The sequence below is a fragment of the Bradyrhizobium sp. USDA 4353 genome, from assembly GCF_054063215.1.
Genome location: NZ_JBSSGB010000001.1, coordinates 310,531 through 334,248 on the forward strand (window position 1 = coordinate 310,531; position 23,718 = coordinate 334,248).

Sequence of the window (23,718 nt, forward strand, 5' to 3'; positions counted from 1 at the left end):
CGGCGCGCTCACTCTCTCCCCTCTCCATGAACACCCCTCGCGGCGTGTTCATGGTCAGTGTGCAGGACCGCCTTGGGTGCCAGAACCTCATGGTGAGGAGGCGCGCAGCGCCGTCTCGAACCATGAGGCCCATCCGTCTCGATCACATCGCAACGATCTCTGAGCAAAGAGGCCTCGCATGAAGCACCATCTGCTGCCGGTGTCCAACAAGACCGTCCACTGGGGCTATTTCTCCAAGGTGGTGACACCCGCGCTCACCTTGCGCTCCGGCGACCGCGCGACGATCGAGACGCTGACGCATCACGCCAATGACGACTATGAGCGCATGATCAAGGACGATCCCGGCGCCGAGAGCGTGTTCAGATGGACGAGGGAGCACAAGGCCGTCGCGCGGCGCGGCTCGGGGCCGACCGAGGGCCCGTTCATTCGCGGCTCCGGCGAAGGCATCGGCGTGCATCTGCTGACCGGCCCGGTCGCGATCGAGGGCGCCGAGCCCGGCGACGTGCTGGAGGTGCGCATCCTCGACATCCGGCCGCGGCCGAGCCAATGCGGCTGCCACGCCGGCAAATGCTTCGGCTCGAACGCTGCCGCAAATTGGGGCTTCCACTATCACGATCTGATCGAGGAGCCGAAGCCGCGCGAGGTCGTGACCATCTTCGAACTCGACACCTCTGGCGAGCCGTTCGCCAAGGCGGTCTACAACTACATCTGGACGCCGCAAACCGATCCCGACGGCATCGTGCACCCGACCATCGACTATCCCGGCGTGCCGGTCGATCACACCACGATCAAGAAGCGCGAGAACATCCTGCCCGGCATCAAGGTGCCGGCACGGCTACATTTCGGCACCATGGGTCTGGCGCCGTCGGAAGCCGACTACGTCTCCTCGATTCCGCCTGGTTACACCGGCGGCAACATCGACGATTGGCGCATCGGCAAGGGCGCGCGGATGTATTATCCGGTCGCCGTGCCCGGCGCCTATTTCTCGGTCGGCGATCCCCACGCGGCGCAGGGCGACAGCGAGCTCGGCGGCACCGCGATCGAGACCTCGCTAACCGGCGACTTCGAGTTCATCCTGCACAAGAAGAGCGATCTCGCCGGCACCTCGCTCGAGGGCCTGACGCATCCGCTGCTCGAGACCAATGACGCCTGGTCGGTCTACGGCTTCACCTATCCGAACTATCTCGCCGAGCTCGGCGCCAATGCGCAGACCGAGATCGCCAACCACTCCAGCCTCGACCGCGCCATGCGCGACGCCTTCCGCAAGCTCCGCCGCTTCCTGATGACGGTGCATCACCTCAGCGAGGACGAGGCGATCTCGCTGATGTCCGTCGGCGCGGATTTCGGCGTCACGCAGGTGGTGGATGCCAATTGGGGCGTGCACGGCACGATCCGGAAGAATGTGTTCCGGTGTGATTGAGTCTGTCGATGCTGGCTCAAGCTCTCTCGCCGAAGGCGGTGTGCTCCCTCCCCCCTTGTGGGGGAGGGTTGGGGAGGGGGGTACCCCAGGCAACACTGCCGCCGGGGACCCCCCCTAACCCCTCCCCGCCTAGCGAAGCTCCGCTTCGCGCGGGGGGAGGGGAACGGACCGCTGATGCGGTGGCAGAATCGAACACAATGACGTTGAGAGCAGAAGACTGAGCACCACCGGCACACGACCCACAGTGAAGCTCATCTGGCACGGGGGTTGCTTCGAAATCCCGGACCCGGGGCGTGCCATGAGTTTCCGTCCGTTCACCAGCGAATCCTATGCGCAGGGCGAGCGCCCCGAGGCGTGGCGCGATGTGCTGAATTCGGTCGGGCTGCAGCCTGCCGCGAAGTCGCCGTTCGACGATGGGCACGCGACCGCCTCGAATCGCAGCGCGCCGGGCGTTGCGCTGTCGCGGCTGTCGGCGGGTACGCAGGCCATTGCTGCGGTTCCGCAGGTCCAGGAGGACCTGCCGATCGCGCTGCTCGCGATCGAGGATGGCGCCGTGCTCCGCTGCGGCGACGCGCACCGCATCATCCCGTCCGGCCATCTGATCCTGCTGCCGCGCACAGGCGATTGGAGCCTTGCCTTCCAGCGCGATCTGCGCGCGATCGTGCTGTCGGTCACGTCAGCCGCCCTGCACGGCCGCATCAGCGGCAAGCTGAAATTCGCCAAGCCCCAGGTGATCGCGCCGAGCGGACTCGCCGACGTGGTCTGCCGCACCATGGAGGCGACCGCGCGGACCGTCGACACCCTGAGCGACGCCGAATGGAGCACGGTCGCGCAGAGCCTGGTCGATCTCCTGCTGACGCTCGCACATCAGCAGGCGGTGCCGACCTCCGAGGCCGGCAGCAGCGCGACCCAGGCGGCGATCCTGCACCGGATCTGCCAGGCGATCGAGCGCCAGCTCGAAGACGCCGAGCTGACGCCCACGCGCGTCGCCCAGGCGGAAGGCATCTCCGAGCGCTATCTACAAAAACTGTTCGAGAACGCCGGCGACAACTACACGCACTACGTCAAGGAGCGGCGGCTGCAGCGCGCCTGGGCCGATCTCTCCAATCCGGCCGAGGCGCATCGCTCGATCTCCGAGATCGCTTATCGCTACGGCTTTGCCGATTCAGCGCATTTTAGTCGCAGCTTCCGCGCCCGCTTCGGCCTGTCGCCGCGCGAGTTCCGGCAGCAGAAGGCGGAGCAAGCGGTGACCTCAGTGGCGCCACGCGGCCAGCGCGGCTGGCCGCAGGATGCGCTGGCGCAGCAGCGCGGCTGCCAGACCGCGGCTCCGTCGAAAAGCGATATCGCCCTGCCCGCCCCGGCCAACGATCAACATGCAGAACAGCGACATCATCATCTGGCGGTCTCTGCGGAACGCGTGCATTGGGGCTATTTCAGCCGATCGCTGCCGCCGCAAATCGAGATCGCGTCCGGTGACACGATCACCGTGGAGACGCTGACCCAGCATGCCTCCGATGATCCGGAGCTCATGATCGCGGGCGATGACGGCGCGCTCAGCGTGTTCGGCTGGAGCAAGGCTAAGAAGAACGTCGACCGCCGCGGCGCCGGGCCGATGGACGCCAGCGTGTTCGGCCGCGGCGCCGGCGAAGGCTTTGGCGTGCACATCTGCACCGGGCCGGTGGCGATCAAGGACGCGCAGCCCGGCGACGTGCTGGAGGTGCGCATCCTCGACATCGTGCCGCGGCCGAACCGGAGCCCGAAACATAGGGGACGCGTGTTCGGCTCCAGCGTCGCGGCGTGGTGGGGCTATCACTACAACGAGCTGATATCAGCGCCGGCTCCGCGCGAGGCGGTGACGATCTACGAGATCTTCGCCGACGCGCCCGAGCCGCACGCGCGGGCGCTGTACTCCTATCGCTGGGAGCCGCAGACCGATCCGGCTGGCGTGGTGCATGCGACCTACGACTATCCCGGCGTGCCGGTCGCGCCCGGCAGCATCAAGCGCCGCCACGGCGTGCTCGACAACATCCGCCTTCCGCTGCGGCCGCATTTCGGCGTCATTGCGGTCGCGCCGCGCGAGGTCGACTTCGTCGATTCGATTCCGCCGTCCTATTTCGGCGGCAATCTCGACAATTGGCGACTCGGCAAGGGATCGACGGTCTATCTGCCGGTCGCGGTGCCCGGCGCGCTCTTGTCGGTCGGCGATCCCCACGCGACGCAAGGCGACGGCGAGCTCGGCGGCACCGCGATCGAATGCTCGATGACCGGCACCTTCCAGGTCATCCTCCACAAGAAGACGCAGCTCGCAGGCAAACCCTTTGCCGATCTCAGCTATCCCTTGATCGAAACTGCAACCGACTGGGTGCTGACCGGCTTCAGCCATCCGAACTACCTCGCCGAGTTCGGCGCGCAGGGCCAGAGCGAGGTCTACGCGAAGTCGTCGCTCGACCTCGCGATGAAGGACGCCTTCCGCAAGATGCGCCGCTTCCTGATGCACATCAAAGGTCTCAGCGAGGACGAGGCGGTGGCGCTGATGTCCGCCGCGGTGGATTTCGGCGTCACGCAAGTGGTCGACGGCAATTGGGGCGTCCACGCGATCCTGAGCAAGCGGCTGTTCGAGGATGCGGATTGATGTGACGTTGAAGCGTAGGGTGGGCAAAGGCGCGCCCGCTCTGCTGCTGTATCAAATGACGTGTCCCGCGCCGTGCCCACCGCCGCTTTGAATGGTGGGCACGCGTCGCCTGCGGCGCCGCTTTGCCCACCCTACCTATCAACTCGTAGAAGGACCCTCACCATGCAGTTCCACATGATCGCAGGCGCCACCAAGCCGGTGGCGCCGTTCAGCCACGCCGTGGAGACTGACGGATTCGTCTTCGTCACCGGCCAGATGCCGGACTCACCGGAGGCGAAGGGCGTGCTGCCGGAGGGGATCGTGGATCAGACGAAGGCGGTGATGCAGAACTTGAAGTACATCCTCCAAGGTCTCAACCTCGGCCTCGAACATATTGTGATGTCTCGGATTTACCTGACCGAGTTCAAGCGGGATTATGCGGCAATGAATGAAACCTACCGTTCATTCTTCCCCGCAGACCGGTTGCCGGCCCGCACCTGCGTCGGCGTCACCGGCCTCGCCTATGACGCGCTGATCGAGATTGATCTCGTCTGCCGTCGACCCTAGTTCCGAATGGTAAATTAATCCTCAACACCTGCTCCCGTCATTCGATCTGAGCTGAGGAGGCAGACGCTGCTGCCGATTGTGTGTCGACGGCCGACGGTGTCAATTCGCCCGACGAATGAGGCGGATCGAAGGGGAGTTATCATGCCGTATCAGTTTTCCAATCGCCAGGAGATCCGCAAGCCGGCGGTGACAGCCAAGGGCGGCATCGTCGCGGCGCAGTCGCGACGCGCGGCCGAAATCGGCGCCGATGTGCTGGCGGCCGGCGGCGACTGCATCGATGCAGTCATCGCGACCGGTTTCGCGCTCGGCGTCGTCGAGCCGTGGATGAGCGGGCTCGGCGGCGGCGGCGCCATGGTGCTGTATCGCGCCAAGGAGAATCGCGTCGAGGTGATCGACTACGGCATGCGCGCGCCGGACTCTCTGCGCGTCGAGGACTATCCGCTGACGAATGACGGCAGCGTGTCGCCCGACATCTTCCCGTGGCCGCGGGTCAAGGACGACCGCAATCTGCACGGTCCCGGCGCCATTGCCGTGCCCGGCGTCGTCGCCGGCATGGAGGCGGCGCACCGCCGCTACGCCAAGCTGCCCTGGCAGGACCTGGTGAAGCCGAGCGTCGCGCTCGCGGCCGAAGGCCTGCTGGTGGACTGGTGGACCACCGTGATGATCTCGAGCTGCGCCGCCGATCTGCGCCGCTATCCCGGCAGCGCCGCGGCCTATCTCAAGGACGGCCTGCCGCCGAACCCGCAATGGGGCGCAAAGGCGGTGACGCGGCTGCCGCAGGAGCAGCTCAAGGCAACGCTGTCGCACCTCGCCCAAGCCGGCGCGCGCGACTTCTACCAGGACGACATCGCGCGCTCATTGACGCGGGACATCCAGGCTGCCGGCGGCGCGCTGTCGGTCGAGGATCTCGCGGCGTTCGAGGCGCATGTCCGCGAGCCGCTGCGGATTCCCTATCGCGGCGGCACCGTGTTCGCCACGCCGGAGCTCACCGCAGGCCCCACGCTGGCACATGCACTGCGGCTGATGCAGGCGAACATCGCGACCCACGGCAAGGCGCCTGATGCCGCCGCTTTCATCGCCTATGCCGAGGCGCTCCAATCGGCCTATCGCGAGCGGCTCAACGACATGGGCGATGCTGCGGGCAAGCGCGCGCTCGGCGCCGAATATCTCGCGCCCGCCTGCACCACGCACTACTCCGTCGTCGATCGCGACGGCAACATGGCCGCGGTGACGCAAACGCTGCTGTCGGGCTTCGGCTCGAAATTCCAGGCGCCGCAGAGCGGCATCATGATGAACAACGGCATCATGTGGTTCGACCCGACGCCCGGCACCACCAACTCGCTGGCGCCCGGCAAACGCTGCCTCACCAACTACACGCCTGTGGTGGCCGAAGCCGCCGATGGCCGCCGCCTCGCGCTGGGCGCCTCCGGCGGCCGCCGCATTTTGCCCGCGGTGGCGCAGATGCTGTCCTTCGTGATGGATTACGGCATGGACCTCGACGCCGCGATCCATCAGCCCCGCATCGACGCCAGCGAAGGCGACGTGGTCGGTGCGGACACTCGGCTGCCCGCAGAGGTGATGAGTGCGCTCGCGGCGAAGTTCGAGACCGTGCCTGCGCCGGTCCAGACCATGCCGATGAAGTTCGCCTGCCCCAGCATCGTACTGCGCAACGGCGAGACGAACAGCGGCGCCACCGAGATCGCGCATGCCTGGGGTGATGCGGTCGCGGAGAGCTGAGACTGAGCCCACCTGCGCACCCCGGCAACGGTGCTCTCCCTCTCCCCGTTCTTACGGGGAGAGGGTCGGGGTGAGGGGCAGCCACACGGGCGGTACTACTTCTCTGCAGCGAACTCACATCGCAATGGGAGCCAAAGTGCCCGTCCGAGACACCTGCGATCCGGGCCGCGTGCGTGCCATGCCCCTCACCCGGATTGCTACGCAATCCGACCTCTCCCCGCAAAGAGCGGGGAGAGGTTGCACCGCGCAAGCTGCGCGATCTCGGCAGACATAACGTCGGCGAGCAAACAAGCGCAGCTAGCCCACCAGCGCCTTCACCAGCCCGCTCTCGGCATCCGCCAGTTCATCAATCACATCGAAATGGTGCCGGTCCGGCGCCTCGACATAGGCCGTGGATGCGCCGAGCCCAGTCCAGATATTGGCGAGCAGCTCCGCCTGGCGGCGGAATTCGTTGCGTTCGGCGCCGCCGACCCAGGCGGTGACCTTGGCGCCATCGATCGGCGTCAGCAGGGCGGGACTCTCGTGCAGAGCTGTGTCGTCATCGATATGCAGCGTCTCGTTCATCGCGGTCCGCTGCAGCGGGCGCAGATCGTGCAGGCCGGAGATCGAGACCACGCTCGTGATGCGCTTCTGGCGCTCAGGCGACAGCGGCGCGTCGCGGCATATCATGCGGCTGACGAGATGGCCGCCGGCGGAGTGGCCGGTCAACGCCACCGGACCGGCGACCTCGTCCATCGCCTTCGCGATCGCCTGCGCGACGTCGGTGGTGATATCAGCGAGGCCGACCTCGGGGCACAGCCGGTAGGACGGCATTGCGACCGCAAAACCGCGCGCGATCGGTCCCCGCGCGAGATGCGACCAGAAGCTCTTGTCGAGCCGCATCCAGTAGCCGCCATGCACGAACACGACGAGGCCTTTCGGCGTGCTCTCCGGCAGGAACAGGTCGAGCCGCTGACGTTCATGCGCGCCGTAGGCGATGTCGATCTTCGCGCGGCCTCGCCCCGCGAGCTCCTTGCGATAGGCTTCCGCCGGCGCGACCCACAGCCCGGGCCAGCGCTCGCCGCCGGGAATGTTCGGGCCGTTGGCGTAGGCGTTGTCCCAGTCCTTGACGGCATACAGCATGAGAGTCTCCTGATCGAATGAGCGCGACGGCTCTACAGCCCGGTGCGCAGCTTCCACAGTTCGGGGAACAGCACGATCTCCAGCATCTTGCGTAAGTAGTTCACGCCCGAGGTGCCGCCGGTGCCGGTCTTGAAGCCGATGATGCGCTCCACCGTCGTGACGTGGTTGAAGCGCCAGCGGCGGAAATAGTCTTCGAAATCGACCAGCTTCTCGGCGAGCTCATACAGCTCCCAATGCCGCTGCGGATCGCGATAGACGCTGGTCCAGGCCGCGGCCACCTCTGGACTTTCGGTGCGGGAGCCGCGCCAGTCGGTGCGCTGGCCGTCGGCGCCGATGAAGAAGCCGCGGCGCGCGAGCAGTCGCAGCGCTTCGTCATAGAGGCTCGGCTTGGCGAGGATCGCTTCCAGCTCCGCCGTCAGCTCCGGATGATGCGCATGCGGGCGCAGCATCGCGAGGTTGCGGTTGCCGAGCAGGAATTCGATCGAGCGATACTGGAAGGACTGGAAGCCGGAGGATTCGCCGAGCTTGTCGCGGAACAGCGTGTACTCGCTGGGGGTCATCGTGCGCAGCACATCCCAGGCGCCGTTGAGCTGCTCGAAGATGCGCGACACCCGCGCCAGCATCTTGAACGCGGGCTGCACATCGTCCCTGGCGATCGCGGCCATCGCGGCCTTGATCTCGTGGATCGCGAGCTTCATCCACAGCTCGGACGTCTGGTGCTGGATGATGAACAGCAGTTCGTCATGGGCCGAGGACAGCGGCGCCTGCGCGTCGAGCAGGCGATCCAGCATCAGATAGTCGCCATAGGACATCCGTCCCTTGAAGTTCATCCGCGCACCTTCGGTGGCGGGATCGTAGGGCGCGCCGCTCATGTCACGAGCTCCTTCTGGCGGTACTCGGGCTTGTCCCAGAGCTTGTTGTCGAGCACCTCCGCGAGGATGTCGACGGCGCCGCGCACCTCGGCCTCGCCGACATAGAGCGGCGTGAAGCCGAAGCGCAGCGCGTCCGGCGCGCGGAAGTCGCCGATGACGCCGCGCGCGATCAGCGCGCGCATGATCGCATAGCCGTCCGGATGACGGAACGACACCTGGCTGCCGCGCCGCGTCGCATCGCGCGGAGACGCCAATGTGAGCGACGGACAGCGCGTCTCGACCTCGGCGATGAACAGCTCGGAGAGCGCGATCGAGGCGTTGCGCACATCCTGCATCGAGACGCCGTCCCAGGCGTCGAGCGCCGCATCGAGGGCCGCGAGCGCGATGATCGGCGGCGTCCCGATGCGCATGCGCTCGATGCCACCGCCCGGGCGATAGTCGAGATCGAAGGCGAATGGCGCCTCGTGCCCCATCCAGCCCGACAGCGCCGGCGGCGCGATATCAGCGTGACGTGGGGCGACGTAGATGAAGGCCGGCGCGCCCGGGCCGCCATTGAGATATTTATAGGTGCAGCCGACGGCGAAATCGGCATCGGCGCCCGCGAGATCGACCGGCACGGCGCCGGCGGAATGCGCGAGGTCCCACACCGTGAGCCCGCCAACGGCATGCGCTTTCTTCGTCAATGCGGCCATGTCGTGCATGCGTCCGGTGCGGTAGTCCACCTCCGTCAGCATCAGCACGGCGATGCTGTCGTCGATCGCATCCTCGACCTGCTCCGGCTCGACCACCTTCAGCGACACGCGATCGCCGAGCATGCGGATCAGGCCCTGCGCCATGTAGAGATCGGACGGGAAGTTGCCGCTGTCCGACAGGATTACGCGGCGGCCCGGATTGAGCGACAGCGCCGCGGCGAGCGCCTGATACACCTTGATCGACAGCGTATCGCCCATCATGACCGTGCCGGGCGCTGCGCCGATCAGCCGCGCGATGCGATCGCCGACGCGGCGCGGCTGCACCATCCAACCGGCGCTGTTCCAGCCACGGATCAGCTCCTGCCCCCATTCCGCTTCGAGCATCCGGGCCACGCGGGCGGGCACCGCCGCGGGCAGCGCACCGAGCGAATTGCCGTCGAGATAGATGACCCCGTCAGGGATCCTGAAAAGCGATCGGGTGTGAGAAAAATCCGCCATGCTGCCTTGCTCTGTTCGCGATCCCGGATGCATGATTCGGGCCGTAAGAGACCAGATCGACCGGCGGGCCGTTGTCCGCCGCCTGATCTGGCTCTGTCACGACAGCCGTCACGGAGCAAGTGCGATGCGAGTGCCAGCCTGGCTTGTCTGTCTCTGCCTGCTGTGGTCCCCGGCCTTCGCCGGCGACGACGTCACCGCCGCTCAGAGCGTCATCCGCGCCCAGGAGCAGGCGCTGGCCCGCGACGACGGCGCAAGCGCCTATGCGCAGGCCGCGCCCGAAATCCAGGCGCTCTTTCCCAGCATCGAGGTGTTTATGGCGATGGTGCGGGAGGGCTATGCGCCGGTCTACCGCCACAAGAGCTTCGAGTTTGGCGCAGCGCAGGCGCAGGACGGCGTGATCGCCCAGCGCGTCCACATCGTTGACGCCAATGGCGAGGCCTGGGAGGCGCTCTACACGGTGCAGACGCAGCCCGACGGCAGCCTCAAGATCACCGGCTGCTCATTGTTGAAGACCGGCCAGTCGGTGTGAATCAGTTCAGCGCGACGGCGTCGGCGGACCGCCGTGCTGCTGGCGCCATTGCAGGAACTGGCGGAACAGCGCGCTGCGCTCGGCCGGATCATTCGAGATCTGTCCGCCGGTCTGGCGCACGAAGGTTTCGAACTGCTGCTGCTGGACGTCGGCGACCTGCGGTCGCGGCGTCATGTTGCGCGCGACCAGCCAGTCATCCGCCGCCTTGAAGCGCTTCCAGCCGGGAATGACGGCGACGATGCTCGACTCCTTCCATTTCGGATGCCGCGGCGGCTTCATGAACTCATCGTAGTTGGCGAAGAACGCCTCGACGAAGCGCGCGACCTTGCGATAGCGCTCGGTATTCTCAGGCCAGTTGTAGCTGACGAGCAGCATGCCGATCGCCACCGTCTCGACGGTCTCGCCGGGATTGAGCAGGTTCGGATATTCCTCCGCCGCCAAAGTCGTCGGCAGATACAAATCCTGCAGTCGGCGGTCATAGGGAATCTTCACCAGATGTAGCGCGCGATTGTCGTTCCTGATGTTGCGGGCGAGCTGAAACACCTTGCCGGTCGACACGATGTAGGCATCGGCCTCGCCGTCGATCAGCTTCTGGATCGATTTCGCATCGTCGGTCGCGTAGTCGAACGACGCGGTCATGCCGAGCCGGTTGAAGATCACGCGCGCGGAATAGAAGCCGACATCGGTCGGCGCGATGATGCGCTTGCCGTTGAGGTCGAAGATCGAGCGGATCGAGGAGCGCGCGATGACGTGGATCTCGTTGTGATAGAGCCGCGCGATGTAGCGGAGCTGCGAGGTGATGTCGGGGATGCCGTATTGCAGCCGGTAGAATTCGGGCACGTCGGCGGCGACCGCGCCCATGTCGATGCTTTTCAGGAACAGGATATCCGAGACGTTGCGCACCGGCCCCTTGCCGAGCACCGGCAGCACGCGGACATTGGTCTGGTCGTCGAGCACGCGCGCCATGTCGGAGCCGAACACCGACGTCGCGCCGCCGGCCGGCGCGGTGATGATGGTGACGGTGCCGTCATTGACGTCGTTCGGATTGGGCAGCCGCCACACGTCCGGCCCGCTGCCTGGCGCAGGTGACAGCGACGCCGGCAGGCCGACGGGACGCGGCGGCGCCGGCGCCGTGGCCGCGTTGGGCTTGGCCGCAGCCGGCGCGACCGGCACGATCACCGAGCGGGTTGCCGCGGAGCGCGGCGGCTGAGCGGCTTGCGGCTGCTGTTGCAGTTGCGGCCAGGCCTGCGCTGATACCTCGCTCATCATCAGCCCGGCGGCGAGCGCGGCAATAACCCCAAGCGAAACGGCGCGTGAAACGATGGACATAGCGCAACGGCCTCCTGCACCATCGCGATGCCGCCGCAGCAATCTCCACCGGTCCGGAGCATTCGCCTCAAGGCCTGCCCTTCGTCAGGCATGCAACGGGCGACCGCGGCCTCGGCTGAGACCTCGCGACAAATCCACTTCGCGATGCGAAGCGCGCGGGACCCCACAGCCCTCGCTGGCCTCGATCGAGTTCCTAGTTGCGGAATCGGATTCGATGGATTTGCGGCGGCGGACGGGATTTTGTATGACGACGTGCATATGAAGCCGGATCGAGGTCCGACTGTGGCCCCCGCGCAACGGCGCTCCGCTCAGGCCGCCAGCCGGTGTTGCCGCCGGGCCAGGATCAGTAAGGTCACCACGATCGTGAGGTTGAGCGCATTCCACGCGATGCCGTTGGCGAAGGCCGCAGCATAGGAGCCGGTGGCGTCGAAGATCACGCCCGACACCCAGCCGCCGAAGGACATGCCGAATACCGAGGCGAAGATGACGATGCCGACCCGGGTCGCGGCCTCGCGCGCCGGCATCGCCTCGCGCACGATGATCGCGTAGCTCGGCACGATGCCGCCCTGGAACAGGCCGAACATGCCCGAGATCAGATACAACGACGTCAGGCCGTCGAAGAACAAATAGAACAGCAGCGCAAATCCCTGCGCCAGCGATCCGATCAGCAGCGTGCGCATGCCGCCGACGCGGTCGGCAAGGAATCCCGAGCCGATCCGGCTGACGATGCCGAGCGCCATCATCAAGGACAGCATCTGCGCGCCGACGGCGACGCCATAGCCGAGATCGCCGCAATAGGCGACGATATGCACCTGCGGCATCGCCATCGCCACGCAGCAGGCGATCGCGGCGACGCTGAGCAGCACCGTCAGCGCATTGGTGGAGATCGGCAGGCTCAATTGCGGCGGCGGAGCCTGGCTGTGGTCGTGCGCGCCGGGGCCGCCCATCCGCGCGCGCAACACCAGCAGCAGCGCCGACATCGTCACCGCGCAGAAGATGCCGAGCGCGACATGGGTGGCGCGCCAGCCGATCTGCTGCACGCCATAATTCACCAGCGGCGGCCACACCGTGCCGGCGACATAGTTGCCGGAGGCGACGATGGTGACGGCAAGCCCGCGATAGCGCTCGAACCAGTGCGACGCCTCCGCCATCAGCGGCGCGAAGGTCACGGAGGAGCCGAGCCCGATCAGGAAATACACCGCCTGGAATTGCCACAGGGTCACCGAGGCGCCGGCGAGCAGATAGGCGGCGGCCGTGGTGGCGATGGACAGCGCCATCGCGGTGACGATGCCGAAGCGGTCGGTGATGCGGCCGACGATGACGCCGCCGAGGCCGAAGCCGAACATCGTCAACGTATAGGCCAGCGACACCGCGCCGCGGCTCGCGGCATATTCGGCCTGCACCGTCGGCAGCACCACCACGACGGTCCACATCCCGGCGCCGCCGATCGACCCGATGACGAGCGCCAGCGCCAGCCGCGCCCAGGCCTGGCGCAAGTCCGGTGTGAAGTGAGGCGCTTCCTCGAATCTTGTCTGGGGTCCGTGCACGATGGCCTGCAACTTCGTCGCCGCATGCCCTGGGGTCAAGCCGCATTGCTGCGGGCTTGGGCATGCAGAAGCAGCGCAACAAAGGCGCTTCGGCCAATCGAGCGCATGCGTTTGCCCGAACGGCGTTGCCGCCCAACGTGATGAGCAACGCGATCGAGACCGTCGTGTATGTGGGGGCAAGCTTTCGCGCAGCGCGCGGTGTCCTCCCTCTCCCCGTTCTTCACGGGGAGAGGGCTGGGGTGAGGGGCGGCCACACCCACCGACCGTGCGGACAGCCCCCCTCACCCGGATGGCATCTAGCGATGCCATCCGACCTCTCCCCGCAAGCGGGGCGAGGTGAACAACGAGCGCGCGGTGTGACTGCCGCAAAACGAGCCCCGGCGAGAGTTGTTGTGCCGAAGCACGGCACGCGACAACGTGAAGAGTGGACCGGTGTCCTCTCCTCTTTGCAGCGCAGCGCCTCCTGCGCTAAGGTGCATCCCGAACGGAGCGATTTGCGCGCGGATGTCGTTGGGGCTCACTCGGAACATGCTGATGGTGGCGGGGCGGTTGCTCGTGCTCGCTTACCTCGTCTGCGTGCTCAGCCCGGGCGTGGCGCTCGCCTTCTCCCATGACGCGGCGCCCTGTCTCGACGACGGTTCCGTGACGATGACGGTCTCGCATCATCACGCCGCGCATCATGAGAGCAGCGACGGCGCGATGGTGCCGCAGATGTCTGCGGCCCATGCGCATCACCACGGCAATGATCGCGTGGCCGATGCCGGCCTGCAGACGCGGGACGTCCCTGCGCCCGCTCGCTCGCATCACGACCACAGCAAGCTGCCCGGTCCCTGCTGTGCCATGATGTGCGCGGTCGGCCTGACCGCCGCATTGCCGGGCGTGACCCTGCCCTCGCCGGTGGCCACGGCCAGCGAGTCCGTCGGCGAGGCCAGCCTCCCCGGCCGCGCGCCGCCACTCCTGTATCGGCCCCCCATCGTCCTGATCTGAGCGAACGACGCGGCTGCGCGCCTCGCACGCGCCGCTGCTCTGTTGTCATCGACAGATCAAAGGACTCTTCATGTTGTCGCAATCGAAGGCGACGTCCGCGGCTGCACGTGCGGCGCGGCGCAGCCTGCTTCTTCCATGCGTCGTGAGCGCCACGCTGCTCGCGACGACAGGGCTCGCCGCCTGCCAGCCGCGCACGGTCGCGCTGTCGGGCGCCGATCCCGCCGATCCCTCGGCGCGCGTTGCGCCGGTGCGCACGTCGTCCGTCATCGCGCCCTACACGCCGTTACGACCCGTGGCCCCGGCAAGTTGGGGCCAGCGCGCCCCATCCGGCGCGCCCCGCACCGAACCGAGTCGTTAGGAGCGCCCGATGCAGGGGATCAAACGGATTGCCGCCTTGGCGGCCGCGACGGCGCTCGCCGGCTGCGCCTCGTTCTCGCCCGACGGCGGCATGAGCGTCGTCGCCGACATCACCGCACGCACGACCGCCAAGGAGGTCGCCTCGGTCAGAACCGAGGACGATGCCGCGCGCGTGCGCGACGCGACGCGCAAACTGCTGGCGCGGCCACTGTCGGCGGACGCCGCGGTGCAGGTTGCGCTGTTCAACAACAAGGGGCTGCAAGCGGCCTTCCATCAGCTCGCGCTGAGCGAGGCGGATGCGATCGAGGCCAGCCTGCCGCCGAACCCGACCTTCTCGCTGATGCGCATCAGCGGCGACGGCGCGTTCGAGGCCGAGCGCCAGGTCGCCGGCGACATCCTGGCGCTCGCCACCCTGCCGCTGCGCTCGGAGATCGCGCGCGAGCGCTTCCACCAGGCGCAGTTGCGGGCCGCGCTCGCCACGGTCCGGCTCGCCGCCGAGGTCCGCCGCGCCCATGTGCGCGTGGTCGCCGCCAATCAGTTGGTGGCGCTGCTGGTCGAGGCGCAATCGGCGGCGGAAGCCGCTGCGAAACTCGCCGCCAAGCTGGGCGAGACCGGCGCGCTCAACCGCCTCGATCAGGCTCGCGAGCAGGTGTTCTACGCGGAGACCACCGCCGAGCTTGCCACGGCGCGCCGCGCGGCGGGCAGCGCGCGCGAGCGGCTGATCCGGCTGATGGGCCTGTGGGGCGACGATCTCGATTTCCGCCTGCCCAACCGTCTCCCCACGCTGCCGCGCCGGCCGCTGACCGAGCCCTTCATCGAGCGCGATGCGGTCGCGCATCGCATCGACCTGCAGATCGCGCGGCAGGAGCTGACCGCGCTGGCGACCTCGCTGCAGCTCACCGAGGCCACGCGCTTCATCACCCTGCTCGACCTCGCCGGCCTCGACCGCAAGACCGGCGAGGCGGACGGCCGCGTCATTCGCGAGCGCGGCTATGATGTGCAGTTCCAGATCCCGATCTTCGACGGCGGCGAGGTACGGGTGCGGCAGGCGGCGGAGACCTACAACATCGCCTTCAACCGCCTCTCCGAGCGCGCCGTCACGGTCCGCTCCGAGGCCCGCGATGCCTATCGCAGCTATCGCGCCGCCTATGACATCGCCGGTCACTACGCCCGCGAGGTGCTGCCGCTACGGCAGATCATCAGCGAGGAGATGCAGCTGCGCTATTCCAGCATGCAGGTCGACATCTTCGCGCTGCTGCTCGAGGCGCGGCAGCGCCTCGCATCACGCCGCGCCGCGATCGATGCGGCCAGGGACTTCTTCCTGGCCGAGGCCGAGCTGTCGGCCGCCGTCAATGGCGGAGTGACGGCCGGCGAAGATACGACACAACAGACCGCGAGCGCGCTCGCGCCAAGCAACGACTGACAGGAGAGCATGCATGTTGTCACGCCGAACCCTGCTCGGCTCCGCGGCGCTGGCCGGCGCCTCCGCCGTCTCGGGCCGCGTCCAGGCCGCCGCGATTCCGGAAGCCGCGACCATGGACAAGACCGTGATGCAGCCGCCGCTGCATCCCACCGCCGGTCCGGACTATCAGCCCGTGGTGACGCTGAACGGCTGGTCGCTGCCGTTCCGCATGAACGGCGATTGGAAGGAATTCCATCTCGTCGCCGAACCCATCACGCGCGAATTCGCGCCGGGCATGACCACGCACCTCTGGGGCTACAACGGCCAGTCGCCGGGACCGACCATCGAGGCCGTCGAGGGCGACAAGGTCCGGATCTTCGTCACCAACAGACTGCCGGAATACACCACCGTGCACTGGCACGGCGTGATCCTGCCCTGCGGCATGGACGGCGTCGGCGGCCTGACCCAGCCGCACATCAAGCCCGGCAAGACCTTCGTCTACGAGTTCGAGATGAAGCACGCCGGCACCTTCATGTATCACCCCCATGCCGACGAGATGGTGCAGATGGCAATGGGCATGATGGGCATGATCGTCGTGCATCCGCGGGGAGCGCAGCCGCCGCCCGTCGACCGCGACTACGTCTTCGTGATGTCGAGCTATCGCATCGAGCCCGGCAGCTATCTGCCGAAGGTCAACGAGATGACCGATTTCAACATGTGGACCTGGAACGCCCGCGTCTTTCCCGGCATCGATCCGATGCCGGTGCGGCTCGGCGATCGCGTGCGCATCCGCATTGGCAATCTCACCATGACCAATCATCCGATCCATCTGCACGGCCACAAGTTCAAGGTGACCGGCACCGACGGCGGCTGGCTGCCTGAAGCTGCGCAATTCCCGGAGACCACCACCGACGTGCCGGTCGGCACAATACGCGTGCTCGACTTCACAGCCGACAATCCCGGCGACTGGGCGTTCCATTGCCACAAGTCGCATCACACCATGAACGCGATGGGCCACGACATGCGCAATCTGATCGGCGTGTCGCGCAAGGAGCTCGCCGCCGCCGTCGGCAAGCTCGCGCCCGAGGGCATGGTGATGGGCCACACCGGCATGGCGATGGGCAGCATGGAGATGCCGGCGCCGAACAACACGCTGCCGATGATGACCGGCACCGGCCAGTTCGGCCCGATCGAGATGGGCGGCATGTTCACCACCGTCAAAGTGCGCGAAGGCCTCGCGCGCGACGACTATCGCGATCCCGGCCCGTATCAGTTTCCGCAAGGCACCGTCGCCTACGAGGTCGCAAGCGCGCCGGAGCCGGTACGACGGAGCAACGGACCGTAGGGCGGATTAGCGCCAGCGTAATCCGCCACGACAGCACACCACAGCGATATGGCGGATGACGCTCCGCTCATCCGGCCCACGAACTGATACCGCGATCACGCGCAACAGACAGATGATCAGGAGCACGTTATGAAGACCGCAATCTCCCTCGTCGCGGCGGCCGCTGCGGCCCTGATAGCCCTCGCATCGGCGCGCGGCCATGAGCAGCATGGTCCGCGCGGCTATTCCGCCGGCGAGCCCGGCGATCCCAAGCAGCCGTCGCGCACCATCGAGGTGCTGCTCAGCGAGATGGAGTTCACGCCCGCACGCATCGAGGTGAAGCGCGGCGAGCAGATCCGCTTCGTGCTGCGCAACGCCGGCAAGGAGGATCACGAATTCCTGCTCGCTACCAAGGCCGAGAACCTGAAGCACGCCGCCGTCATGAAGAAGCACCCGCATATGGAGCACGACGAGCCGAACGGCACGCGGCTCGCCCCCGGCAAGACCGCCGAGCTGCTGTGGCGGTTCAGCAAGCCGGGGACGTTCGAATACTCCTGCCTGATCCCCGATCACCGCGAGTTCGGCATGACCGGCCACGTCACCGTCAAGTAGTAGACGCCATTTCGTAGGGCGGATGAGCGCAGCGTAATCCGCCCGACGCATCCACCCAATCAACAGAAGGAAACAAGCATGAAATCGTATCATCATCTCACCACCGCTGCCGCGCTGGTCGTCGCTCTCATGACCTCAGCCGTCGCGGCCGACACGATCAGCGGTGATGTCAAGAAGGTCGACGAAGCCAACGCCAAGATCACCCTGCATCACGGCCCCGCCAAGAGCCTCGGCATGGACGAGGCCATGACCATGGTCTACCGCGTCAAGGACGCCGCTTGGCTCAAGGGCCTGAAGCCCGGCGACAAGGTCAAGTTCGAGGCGGTGGAGGAGCCCTCGGGCTACACCGTGACGAAGATCGAGAAGGGCAAGTAGAACTGCCTTTCTCATGTCATTCCCGGGCGCGCCTCAGCGCGAGCCCGGGATGAGGTGCCGATCGATCAACCTATCGACGTAGGTTCGATCGACGAAGATGCCGACAGGCGTCGCATCCACTGCCCGTCGGGTTACTTTGTCGCAACCCGACGGGCCTTGTGTCGTCGGGCAAATCACTGGCACCTTCTTGCGCATCCCGGCCCGCCACGAGGGGCGCTTCGCGATCGTCACGAGCGTGGGGCTGGGGATGCGATGGACGCGACATGTCGCAGCGGGCGAAGGCCTGCGGACGAACGGCATGGCGCGGACGGCGAAAGCGTGTGGTCCTGGCCTCCCGACGCTGAGGTCAAGCGGGTGGTGATGATCCGCTCGTGACGGGGGCAAGACAGCCGGTCCCCGGGGAGAGCACGTATAAGCGTTAACACCATCGCGCAGGGAAGGCCGGGATGATCCGGCTGAACCTGTGGTTCTGCCGCGTGCTTATTTGCTGCACGCGGACCATGGGTGTCGGTCGGCACCCGGCCTTCCCTGCGCCCTCCGTGAGCTGGAGGGACAAGGATCAAGCATCACTCGGGCTGGATGGGCCGCGAGAATGAAGTGTCGTGCCCGAGGTCGCGCCACACCCAAGGCCGTCGTCCCGGGCTTGACCCGGGACCCAACCACCGGCCCATCTTTGGCGCGCAAATGTCCGCGATATCGCTTCCATCACTCCCGCCGGTGGCTATGGGTCCCGGCTCAAGGCCGGGACGACGGCGGCGTGCGGGCGACCACCGGGAATCTCCGCTTCCGCGCCGCCCGCAGCCGTTCACGCAGTCGTGTGGCGCCCCCTGTAACGCCCGCAACTCACGCACGTATCTTGCGACAGAGGCCGGACCGGGCCAGTGTTTCGGCCGGCCAACGAGACAAACAACCCAACGAGGATCGAAGATGCGCCTCACCCGCTCCATGTTCCTGAAAACGGCCATGCTCGGTGCCGTCGCGGTCGCCGGCATCCTACTCTGGCAGCCGCTGCACGCCGCCGAGGAGGCGGTGGTGATCCCGCCTCCGGCGCAGGACCAGCCGGCCGGCGACGGTCTCGAAACCGCTGTTGTCGCCGGCGGCTGCTTCTGGGGCGTCCAGGGCGTCTACCAGCACACCGCGGGCGTGGTCAGCGCCGTCTCCGGCTATGCCGGCGGCACCAAGGCCACGGCCGACTATCGCACGGTCTCGACCGGCAGCACCGGCCACGCGGAGTCCGTGCAGATCAAGTTCGACCCGAAGAAGGTCTCCTACGGCAAGATCCTCCAGATCTTCTTCTCGGTGGTGCACGACCCGACCCAGCTGAACCGCCAGGGCCCCGACACCGGCCCGCAATATCGCTCGGCGATCTTCACGACCTCGGAGGCACAGAAGAAGGTCGCCGAGGCCTATATCGCCCAGCTCGACAAGGCCAAGGTGTTCGGCAAGCCGATCGTGACCAAGGTCGGCAAGCTCGAGGCGTTCTATCCGGCCGAGGACTATCACCAGGACTACCTGACGCTGCACCCCAGCCAGCCCTATATTGCCTATAACGACCTGCCGAAGATCGACAATCTGAAGAAGATCTTCGCCGAGAACTACATCGAGAAGCCCACGCTGGTCGGCAACGCCAAGGCGACGAACTGAGCGTCGCGCCGGCCACCAGCGCAAATGCAGGCGGACCCACCGGGTCCGCCGGAGGATCATAAGGATGAGCGACACCAAGACGAACACGCCCGAGACCGGCGACAAAGTCGTCAAGAGCGAGGCCGAGTGGCGCCGCGAGCTGACGCCGATGCAGTATGCCGTGCTGCGCGAGAAGGCGACCGAGCGTCCGTTCTCGGGCGAGTACGAGCATGAGCATCGCGCCGGAACGTATGTCTGCGCCGGCTGCGGCCAGACCCTGTTCGAGTCCGACGCCAAGTTCGATTCCGGCTGCGGCTGGCCGAGCTTCACCCAGCCGGCGACGGAGAGCCACATCGACGAGGAGACCGATTATACCCACGGCATGGTCCGCACCGAGGTGCTTTGCTCGAAATGCTCTGGCCATCTCGGCCACGTCTTCCCGGACGGTCCCGGCCCGACCGGATTGCGGTACTGCATCAACTCGGCGGCGCTGAAGCTCAAGCCGCGTTGACCCAAGGGGATCGCGCCCTCGGATGTCGTCCCATGGACGGTATCCGGGGGCGGGCAGAGCTCAATGAGCCCGGCTCTGTCGGTCAAAATCAGCCACAACAGGCCAGATTTTCGCAAGACGCATGAAGCTCGCCTGCATTCACAAGTTGCAGATCAATTAAGTTGTTGAAAAAATAGGATATTTCCAAAGGGCTGCGGGCAGCCCGGATTTACGATGTGACCGGGCAGGATTCGCATTTCTGTCAAATCGGCCTATATTAGGGGCCGTAACTGACATGCAGGGCTGGGCCGCCTGGAGCGGCAAGATTCCGCCCTCCACACCCGCAATCGCTGGCGTCATTGCCAAGCTTGATCGTTCGAAAGCTCGCGTCAGCGCTCTTAGCCGACAAGAAGAGGTCTCAGACCATGCGTCCAATGCGTCCGTTCAACTTCAACACCTCTGCCGAACTGTTCCCCGCCGCCATTCGCAAGAAGAAGCGGGCGGGCTTCGCCTATCGGCGGTTCGGCACCGCGGCCGAGGCCGTGCGCTTCGCCATGGAGGAGTTGCCGGCGGACTCGCTCAACGGCGCCTATCTGCAGGTCGAGGAAGCCCGGTTCGACCAGAACGGCATCCGCACCCTGTATGAGAGCGAGGCGTTCCCGCTGCCGCGCCGCGCGGTCGAGGACAAGGCGCCCGACGCCGATGCGGCCTGACGGCAGCCCAACCATCAGACGACACCCTGCCCCGCCCAGTGCGGGGCAGTTTTTTTCTGGGGGTGCTTTTGTTCGCTTTTGCCTGATGTCAGCGCGGTTGGGTATCCAACCACCGCCGCAGGATCTTGGCGTTGCGCATGTTGGCGCGGAACAGCACGTCGAAGGCGTCGCCGGCCACCGGCACCATGCCGATCACGCCCTCGACCGCGACATTGCCGAGCATGCGGGTGATGACGTGCCAGGGCGCGCCGAGCGCGCGGGCCTCGCGCACCAGCCACAGCGACAGTGCGGTCGCGATGAGATCGCCGAAGACGGGGATCAGGCCGATGATGCCGTCGATGCCGTAGCGGATATTCGTGCCGGGCAGGACGAAGGCGACGTCGAGCAGCTTCGCCACCGCCTCGAGCCGGGCGATGCGCTGCTCGCGCGTGAGGTTGCCGAACGGGTTGGCGCCCTGGAAGTCGAAGCGCACGCCGTCGGCGCCCGCAAAGGCGCCGCGGAACGAGGACTGGAACGGAGATTGCGGAATCTCACGTCCGTCCTGGTCGATGATCGGCCCACGCGCCTCCTTGGCGTCGAAATGCGCCTGCGAGGCACGTCCGGAGGCGCGGCGGGGCGAGGTGGAACTCTGGTTCTGCATGGCCATGACATAGAAACGCACGAGGCCGGGGACAAGTTGCGTCGAATGGCCGCCGGGCAGCATCTAACGCCCGCGCGCCCCGGTCGGGGTCAGCCCGAAGCGGCGCCGGAAGCAGCGGTTGAAATAAGAGAGATCGTTGAAGCCGCAGGAAAACGCGATATCGCTGATACGGCGCCCCTCCTCCGCGAGCAGGTCCATCGCCTTGCGCAGACGGAGCTCGTTCACCCGCGCGGAGAAGCCGGCGCCGGCCTCGTAGAGCAGGTCGTTCACATAGCGCTCCGACAGGCCGGCGGCCGCGGCGAGCTTCTGCGCCGAGAAGTCCGGCTCGGCGAAGCGCGCATTGAGGATCGCCAGCACGCCGCTCAGGCGCACGCTGCGCAGCCCGCCGCGCCGGGCCTTGAGCATCACCTCGCCGCGCACGCCAAGGCCGAGCGCGACCAGATCGAGCAGATGCTGCGCGATCGCCGTGCCCGCTTCGTCAGCGGCCGTGGGGCGGGCGAGCAGCAGCTCGCTGTAGTCCATCGCCAGCGACAGCGCCCCGCCCGGCTCCAGCTCGCGTCCGACGAGATCATCGACGCCGGGCACCATCGAGCGCAAGGTCACCATCGGCAGATGCACGTTGACGAAGCGCTTGTGGCTCGCGCCATCGGCGCTGAAGAACGGCTCGTCGAGCTTGAGCAGCACCATGGCGCCGGGGCGCAGCACGAACTCGCGGCCACGATGCACGACCATCGCCTCGCGGCTCCCGGCGTTGCGCGCCAGGCAATAGCGGTCGTCATTGGTGGCCAGCACCTGGCGACGCTCGCGCCTGACGCGGGTGAAGGTGCCGTCGCAACGGCCGAGCAAGGTGGTGCCGATATGGATCGCGTTCATCGCAGCGCGAAACGGCACGTCCTCTGCCGGATCGAGCTCACCTGTGTTGGAGAAGTGCTCGAACAATTCCGCAAAGCACAAGAAGCGCTGCCTGTCGTCAAGCCCGTTCGGCAGCATGTCGGTGGACAGCATTTTCCTGACGATGGTCATCGCGGCCGGACCCGAGGGCAAGGGAAAATCTGCAAGCGAAAATCTGCAAGATCAATGTGGCAGGCGCGGGATGAACGGCCGCTGACGTCAGCGGAGCACATCGAGCGGAGAGCGGGAGCGCCGATCAGTCCAAGTCGCGGCCCCGTCCATGCTGATGAGTCCAAGACGGCAGCATCGGGTTCAACTACCGATGCGGACGGACGCACGCCACTATGCATGCGGCTCCATCAGTCCAGTCGACAGCCATCAGTGCGAGGAGAGATTGAGATGACCATGTCTTCCGCAGCCCGCAGGCTCGGCCTCGGCGCCGCCCTCACGGTCGCCATCGGGATCGGCTACGCGCTCGGCGCGCAGCCGCACATGACCGCAACCGTCACCCTGCTGCAATCGGCCCGGGCCGAGCTCGCTCAGGCGACACCCAACAAGGGCGGCCATCGCGAGCGCGCCCTCGGGCTGATCGATCAGGCCATCACCGAAGTCCGTGCCGGCATCGCCTTCGCGGCGGGCGGCTAGCGAGGGTCACACCAGGGAGATCATCGATGCGAGCCATCCTGACCAGCCTCCTGCTCTTCGGAGCCCTCACCGCCGGCGCATCCGCGATGCCGCCGGCCCCTATCAGCACCACCGGCCTCGAGCCCATGGTCATCCAGGTCGCGGGCGGCTGCGGACCTGGCTGGCACCGTGGCCCTTATGGCGGCTGCCGGCGCAACTTCGCCAACCCAGCAGCCCACGCCTGCCCGCGGGGCTTCCACATCGGCCCCTATGGCCGCTGCCGCGGCAACGGGAGATAATAGAACGCCTGATCGCGCTATGCCGTCGGCGGCTCAGCGAGGGCGGCCGGCGGCGTCTCGTCGACGAATTTGTGCACCAGCCAGGACGACACGGTCGCCGGAATGAAGCCGACCAGCCCGTACAAGATCCATTGCAGGGCACCATATTCGGAGCCATGCGACGCGTAGTTGAAGCCGGCCAGAAGGAAGCCGATGCCGCCGACGATCAGCATCCGCGCGACCGGCGGGATGCGCCGGACGTGAAACAGGATGTCGTCGATCGCGCACATCATCAGCGCCGGCAGGAAGCCGAAGAGATAGCTGAACTGCAGCGACGTGACGAACACCTTGAACAGCTTCGCCACCTCGCTTGCATCCGTGTGGGTCCAGTAGCCGGACATGTAGGTGGTGACCAGCAGCAGCGCGAAGCCGCCCAGCGCCGGACCGACGGCAACGAAGATCAGATAGCGCTTCATGC

General features: G+C 66.6%; 24 protein-coding genes. 16 read left to right on the plus strand and 8 right to left on the minus strand.

What is annotated here, in order from left to right:
• Positions 1 to 178: 178 nt before the first annotated feature.
• The 4 genes from ACVILH_RS01365 to ACVILH_RS01380 all read left to right on the plus strand — a co-directional run bounded on the left by ACVILH_RS01365 (position 179) and on the right by ACVILH_RS01380 (position 6,335).
• Positions 179 to 1,420, plus strand: coding sequence for an acetamidase/formamidase family protein (locus tag ACVILH_RS01365; protein WP_456711279.1), 1,242 nt, complete (start codon positions 179 to 181; stop codon positions 1,418 to 1,420).
• Between the two features lie 298 nt (positions 1,421 to 1,718).
• Positions 1,719 to 4,052 (plus strand): acetamidase/formamidase family protein, encoded by a 2,334-nt coding sequence (locus ACVILH_RS01370; protein ID WP_456711280.1) that lies wholly within the window; start codon positions 1,719 to 1,721, stop codon positions 4,050 to 4,052.
• Positions 4,053 to 4,214: 162 nt separating this feature from the next.
• Entirely contained in the window at positions 4,215 to 4,598 is a 384-nt protein-coding gene (locus ACVILH_RS01375) for a RidA family protein (RefSeq protein ID WP_434920823.1), read from the plus strand.
• A 141-nt stretch (positions 4,599 to 4,739) separates the two neighbouring features.
• Positions 4,740 to 6,335: a gamma-glutamyltransferase family protein gene (locus ACVILH_RS01380; protein WP_456711281.1), complete on the plus strand. Its 1,596-nt coding sequence runs from the start codon at positions 4,740 to 4,742 to the stop codon at positions 6,333 to 6,335.
• A 297-nt stretch (positions 6,336 to 6,632) separates the two neighbouring features.
• On the opposite strand, the gene ACVILH_RS01385 is transcribed toward ACVILH_RS01380, so the two are convergent.
• Genes ACVILH_RS01385 through kynU form a run of 3 tightly spaced genes read right to left on the minus strand, consistent with a single transcriptional unit; the run spans position 6,633 to position 9,519 of the window.
• Positions 6,633 to 7,457: an alpha/beta hydrolase gene (locus ACVILH_RS01385; protein ID WP_456711282.1), complete on the minus strand. Its 825-nt coding sequence runs from the start codon at positions 7,455 to 7,457 to the stop codon at positions 6,633 to 6,635.
• Positions 7,458 to 7,489: 32 nt separating this feature from the next.
• Complete coding sequence (gene kynA, locus ACVILH_RS01390) at positions 7,490 to 8,329, minus strand: tryptophan 2,3-dioxygenase (protein WP_456711283.1); 840 nt, start codon at positions 8,327 to 8,329, stop codon at positions 7,490 to 7,492.
• Entirely contained in the window at positions 8,326 to 9,519 is a 1,194-nt protein-coding gene (gene kynU / locus ACVILH_RS01395; RefSeq protein ID WP_456711284.1) for a kynureninase, read from the minus strand. Before kynU ends, kynA begins: the two co-directional genes overlap by 4 nt.
• A gap of 124 nt (positions 9,520 to 9,643) precedes the next feature.
• Here kynU and ACVILH_RS01400 point away from each other — a divergent pair, with 124 nt between their 5' ends.
• A complete protein-coding gene (locus ACVILH_RS01400; protein ID WP_456711285.1) occupies positions 9,644 to 10,048 on the plus strand; it encodes a DUF4864 domain-containing protein in 405 nt (134 codons plus the stop codon).
• Between the two features lie 6 nt (positions 10,049 to 10,054).
• Here the strand turns inward: ACVILH_RS01400 and ACVILH_RS01405 are convergent, their stop codons facing one another.
• Both ACVILH_RS01405 and ACVILH_RS01410 read right to left on the minus strand, forming a co-directional pair.
• Positions 10,055 to 11,377, minus strand: a complete 1,323-nt coding sequence (locus ACVILH_RS01405) for a TAXI family TRAP transporter solute-binding subunit (RefSeq protein ID WP_456711286.1) — start codon at positions 11,375 to 11,377, stop codon at positions 10,055 to 10,057.
• A gap of 308 nt (positions 11,378 to 11,685) precedes the next feature.
• Positions 11,686 to 12,924 carry an MFS transporter gene (locus tag ACVILH_RS01410; RefSeq protein WP_456711287.1) on the minus strand — a complete coding sequence of 413 codons (1,239 nt, stop codon included), beginning with the start codon at positions 12,922 to 12,924 and terminating at the stop codon, positions 11,686 to 11,688.
• Positions 12,925 to 13,458: 534 nt separating this feature from the next.
• Between ACVILH_RS01410 and ACVILH_RS01415 the strand changes: the two genes are divergently transcribed.
• The 9 genes from ACVILH_RS01415 (at position 13,459) to ACVILH_RS01455 (ending at position 20,807) form a co-directional block, all read left to right on the plus strand.
• Entirely contained in the window at positions 13,459 to 13,911 is a 453-nt protein-coding gene (locus ACVILH_RS01415) for a hypothetical protein (protein WP_456711288.1), read from the plus strand.
• Between the two features lie 70 nt (positions 13,912 to 13,981).
• Positions 13,982 to 14,269, plus strand: coding sequence for a hypothetical protein (locus tag ACVILH_RS01420; protein ID WP_456711289.1), 288 nt, complete (start codon positions 13,982 to 13,984; stop codon positions 14,267 to 14,269).
• Between the two features lie 9 nt (positions 14,270 to 14,278).
• A complete protein-coding gene (locus ACVILH_RS01425) occupies positions 14,279 to 15,691 on the plus strand; it encodes a TolC family protein (protein ID WP_456711290.1) in 1,413 nt (470 codons plus the stop codon).
• A gap of 13 nt (positions 15,692 to 15,704) precedes the next feature.
• Positions 15,705 to 17,015, plus strand: a complete 1,311-nt coding sequence (locus ACVILH_RS01430) for a multicopper oxidase family protein (RefSeq protein ID WP_456711291.1) — start codon at positions 15,705 to 15,707, stop codon at positions 17,013 to 17,015.
• A 129-nt stretch (positions 17,016 to 17,144) separates the two neighbouring features.
• Positions 17,145 to 17,606 carry a cupredoxin domain-containing protein gene (locus tag ACVILH_RS01435; protein WP_456711292.1) on the plus strand — a complete coding sequence of 154 codons (462 nt, stop codon included), beginning with the start codon at positions 17,145 to 17,147 and terminating at the stop codon, positions 17,604 to 17,606.
• A 78-nt stretch (positions 17,607 to 17,684) separates the two neighbouring features.
• Positions 17,685 to 17,981, plus strand: coding sequence for a copper-binding protein (locus ACVILH_RS01440; protein WP_456711293.1), 297 nt, complete (start codon positions 17,685 to 17,687; stop codon positions 17,979 to 17,981).
• Between the two features lie 927 nt (positions 17,982 to 18,908).
• Positions 18,909 to 19,625, plus strand: coding sequence for a peptide-methionine (S)-S-oxide reductase MsrA (gene msrA, locus ACVILH_RS01445; RefSeq protein WP_456711294.1), 717 nt, complete (start codon positions 18,909 to 18,911; stop codon positions 19,623 to 19,625).
• Positions 19,626 to 19,689: 64 nt separating this feature from the next.
• Entirely contained in the window at positions 19,690 to 20,115 is a 426-nt protein-coding gene (msrB, locus tag ACVILH_RS01450; protein ID WP_456711295.1) for a peptide-methionine (R)-S-oxide reductase MsrB, read from the plus strand.
• Between the two features lie 404 nt (positions 20,116 to 20,519).
• The gene (locus ACVILH_RS01455) at positions 20,520 to 20,807 is read left to right on the plus strand and encodes a hypothetical protein (protein ID WP_172889812.1); all 288 of its coding nucleotides are present in this window, start codon (positions 20,520 to 20,522) and stop codon (positions 20,805 to 20,807) included.
• An 88-nt stretch (positions 20,808 to 20,895) separates the two neighbouring features.
• On the opposite strand, the gene ACVILH_RS01460 is transcribed toward ACVILH_RS01455, so the two are convergent.
• Positions 20,896 to 21,447 carry a DUF4112 domain-containing protein gene (locus ACVILH_RS01460; protein WP_456711296.1) on the minus strand — a complete coding sequence of 184 codons (552 nt, stop codon included), beginning with the start codon at positions 21,445 to 21,447 and terminating at the stop codon, positions 20,896 to 20,898.
• 63 nt (positions 21,448 to 21,510) lie between these two features.
• The gene (locus tag ACVILH_RS01465; RefSeq protein ID WP_456716841.1) at positions 21,511 to 22,470 is read right to left on the minus strand and encodes an AraC family transcriptional regulator; all 960 of its coding nucleotides are present in this window, start codon (positions 22,468 to 22,470) and stop codon (positions 21,511 to 21,513) included.
• A gap of 267 nt (positions 22,471 to 22,737) precedes the next feature.
• Between ACVILH_RS01465 and ACVILH_RS01470 the strand changes: the two genes are divergently transcribed.
• Together ACVILH_RS01470 and ACVILH_RS01475 are read left to right on the plus strand one after the other, a co-directional pair.
• Positions 22,738 to 22,983: a hypothetical protein gene (locus tag ACVILH_RS01470; protein WP_456711297.1), complete on the plus strand. Its 246-nt coding sequence runs from the start codon at positions 22,738 to 22,740 to the stop codon at positions 22,981 to 22,983.
• Between the two features lie 26 nt (positions 22,984 to 23,009).
• Entirely contained in the window at positions 23,010 to 23,261 is a 252-nt protein-coding gene (locus ACVILH_RS01475) for a GCG_CRPN prefix-to-repeats domain-containing protein (RefSeq protein WP_456711298.1), read from the plus strand.
• A gap of 17 nt (positions 23,262 to 23,278) precedes the next feature.
• Here ACVILH_RS01475 and ACVILH_RS01480 read toward each other — a convergent pair whose 3' ends face one another.
• Entirely contained in the window at positions 23,279 to 23,716 is a 438-nt protein-coding gene (locus tag ACVILH_RS01480) for a DUF5413 family protein (protein WP_456711299.1), read from the minus strand.
• Positions 23,717 to 23,718: the final 2 nt, after the last annotated feature.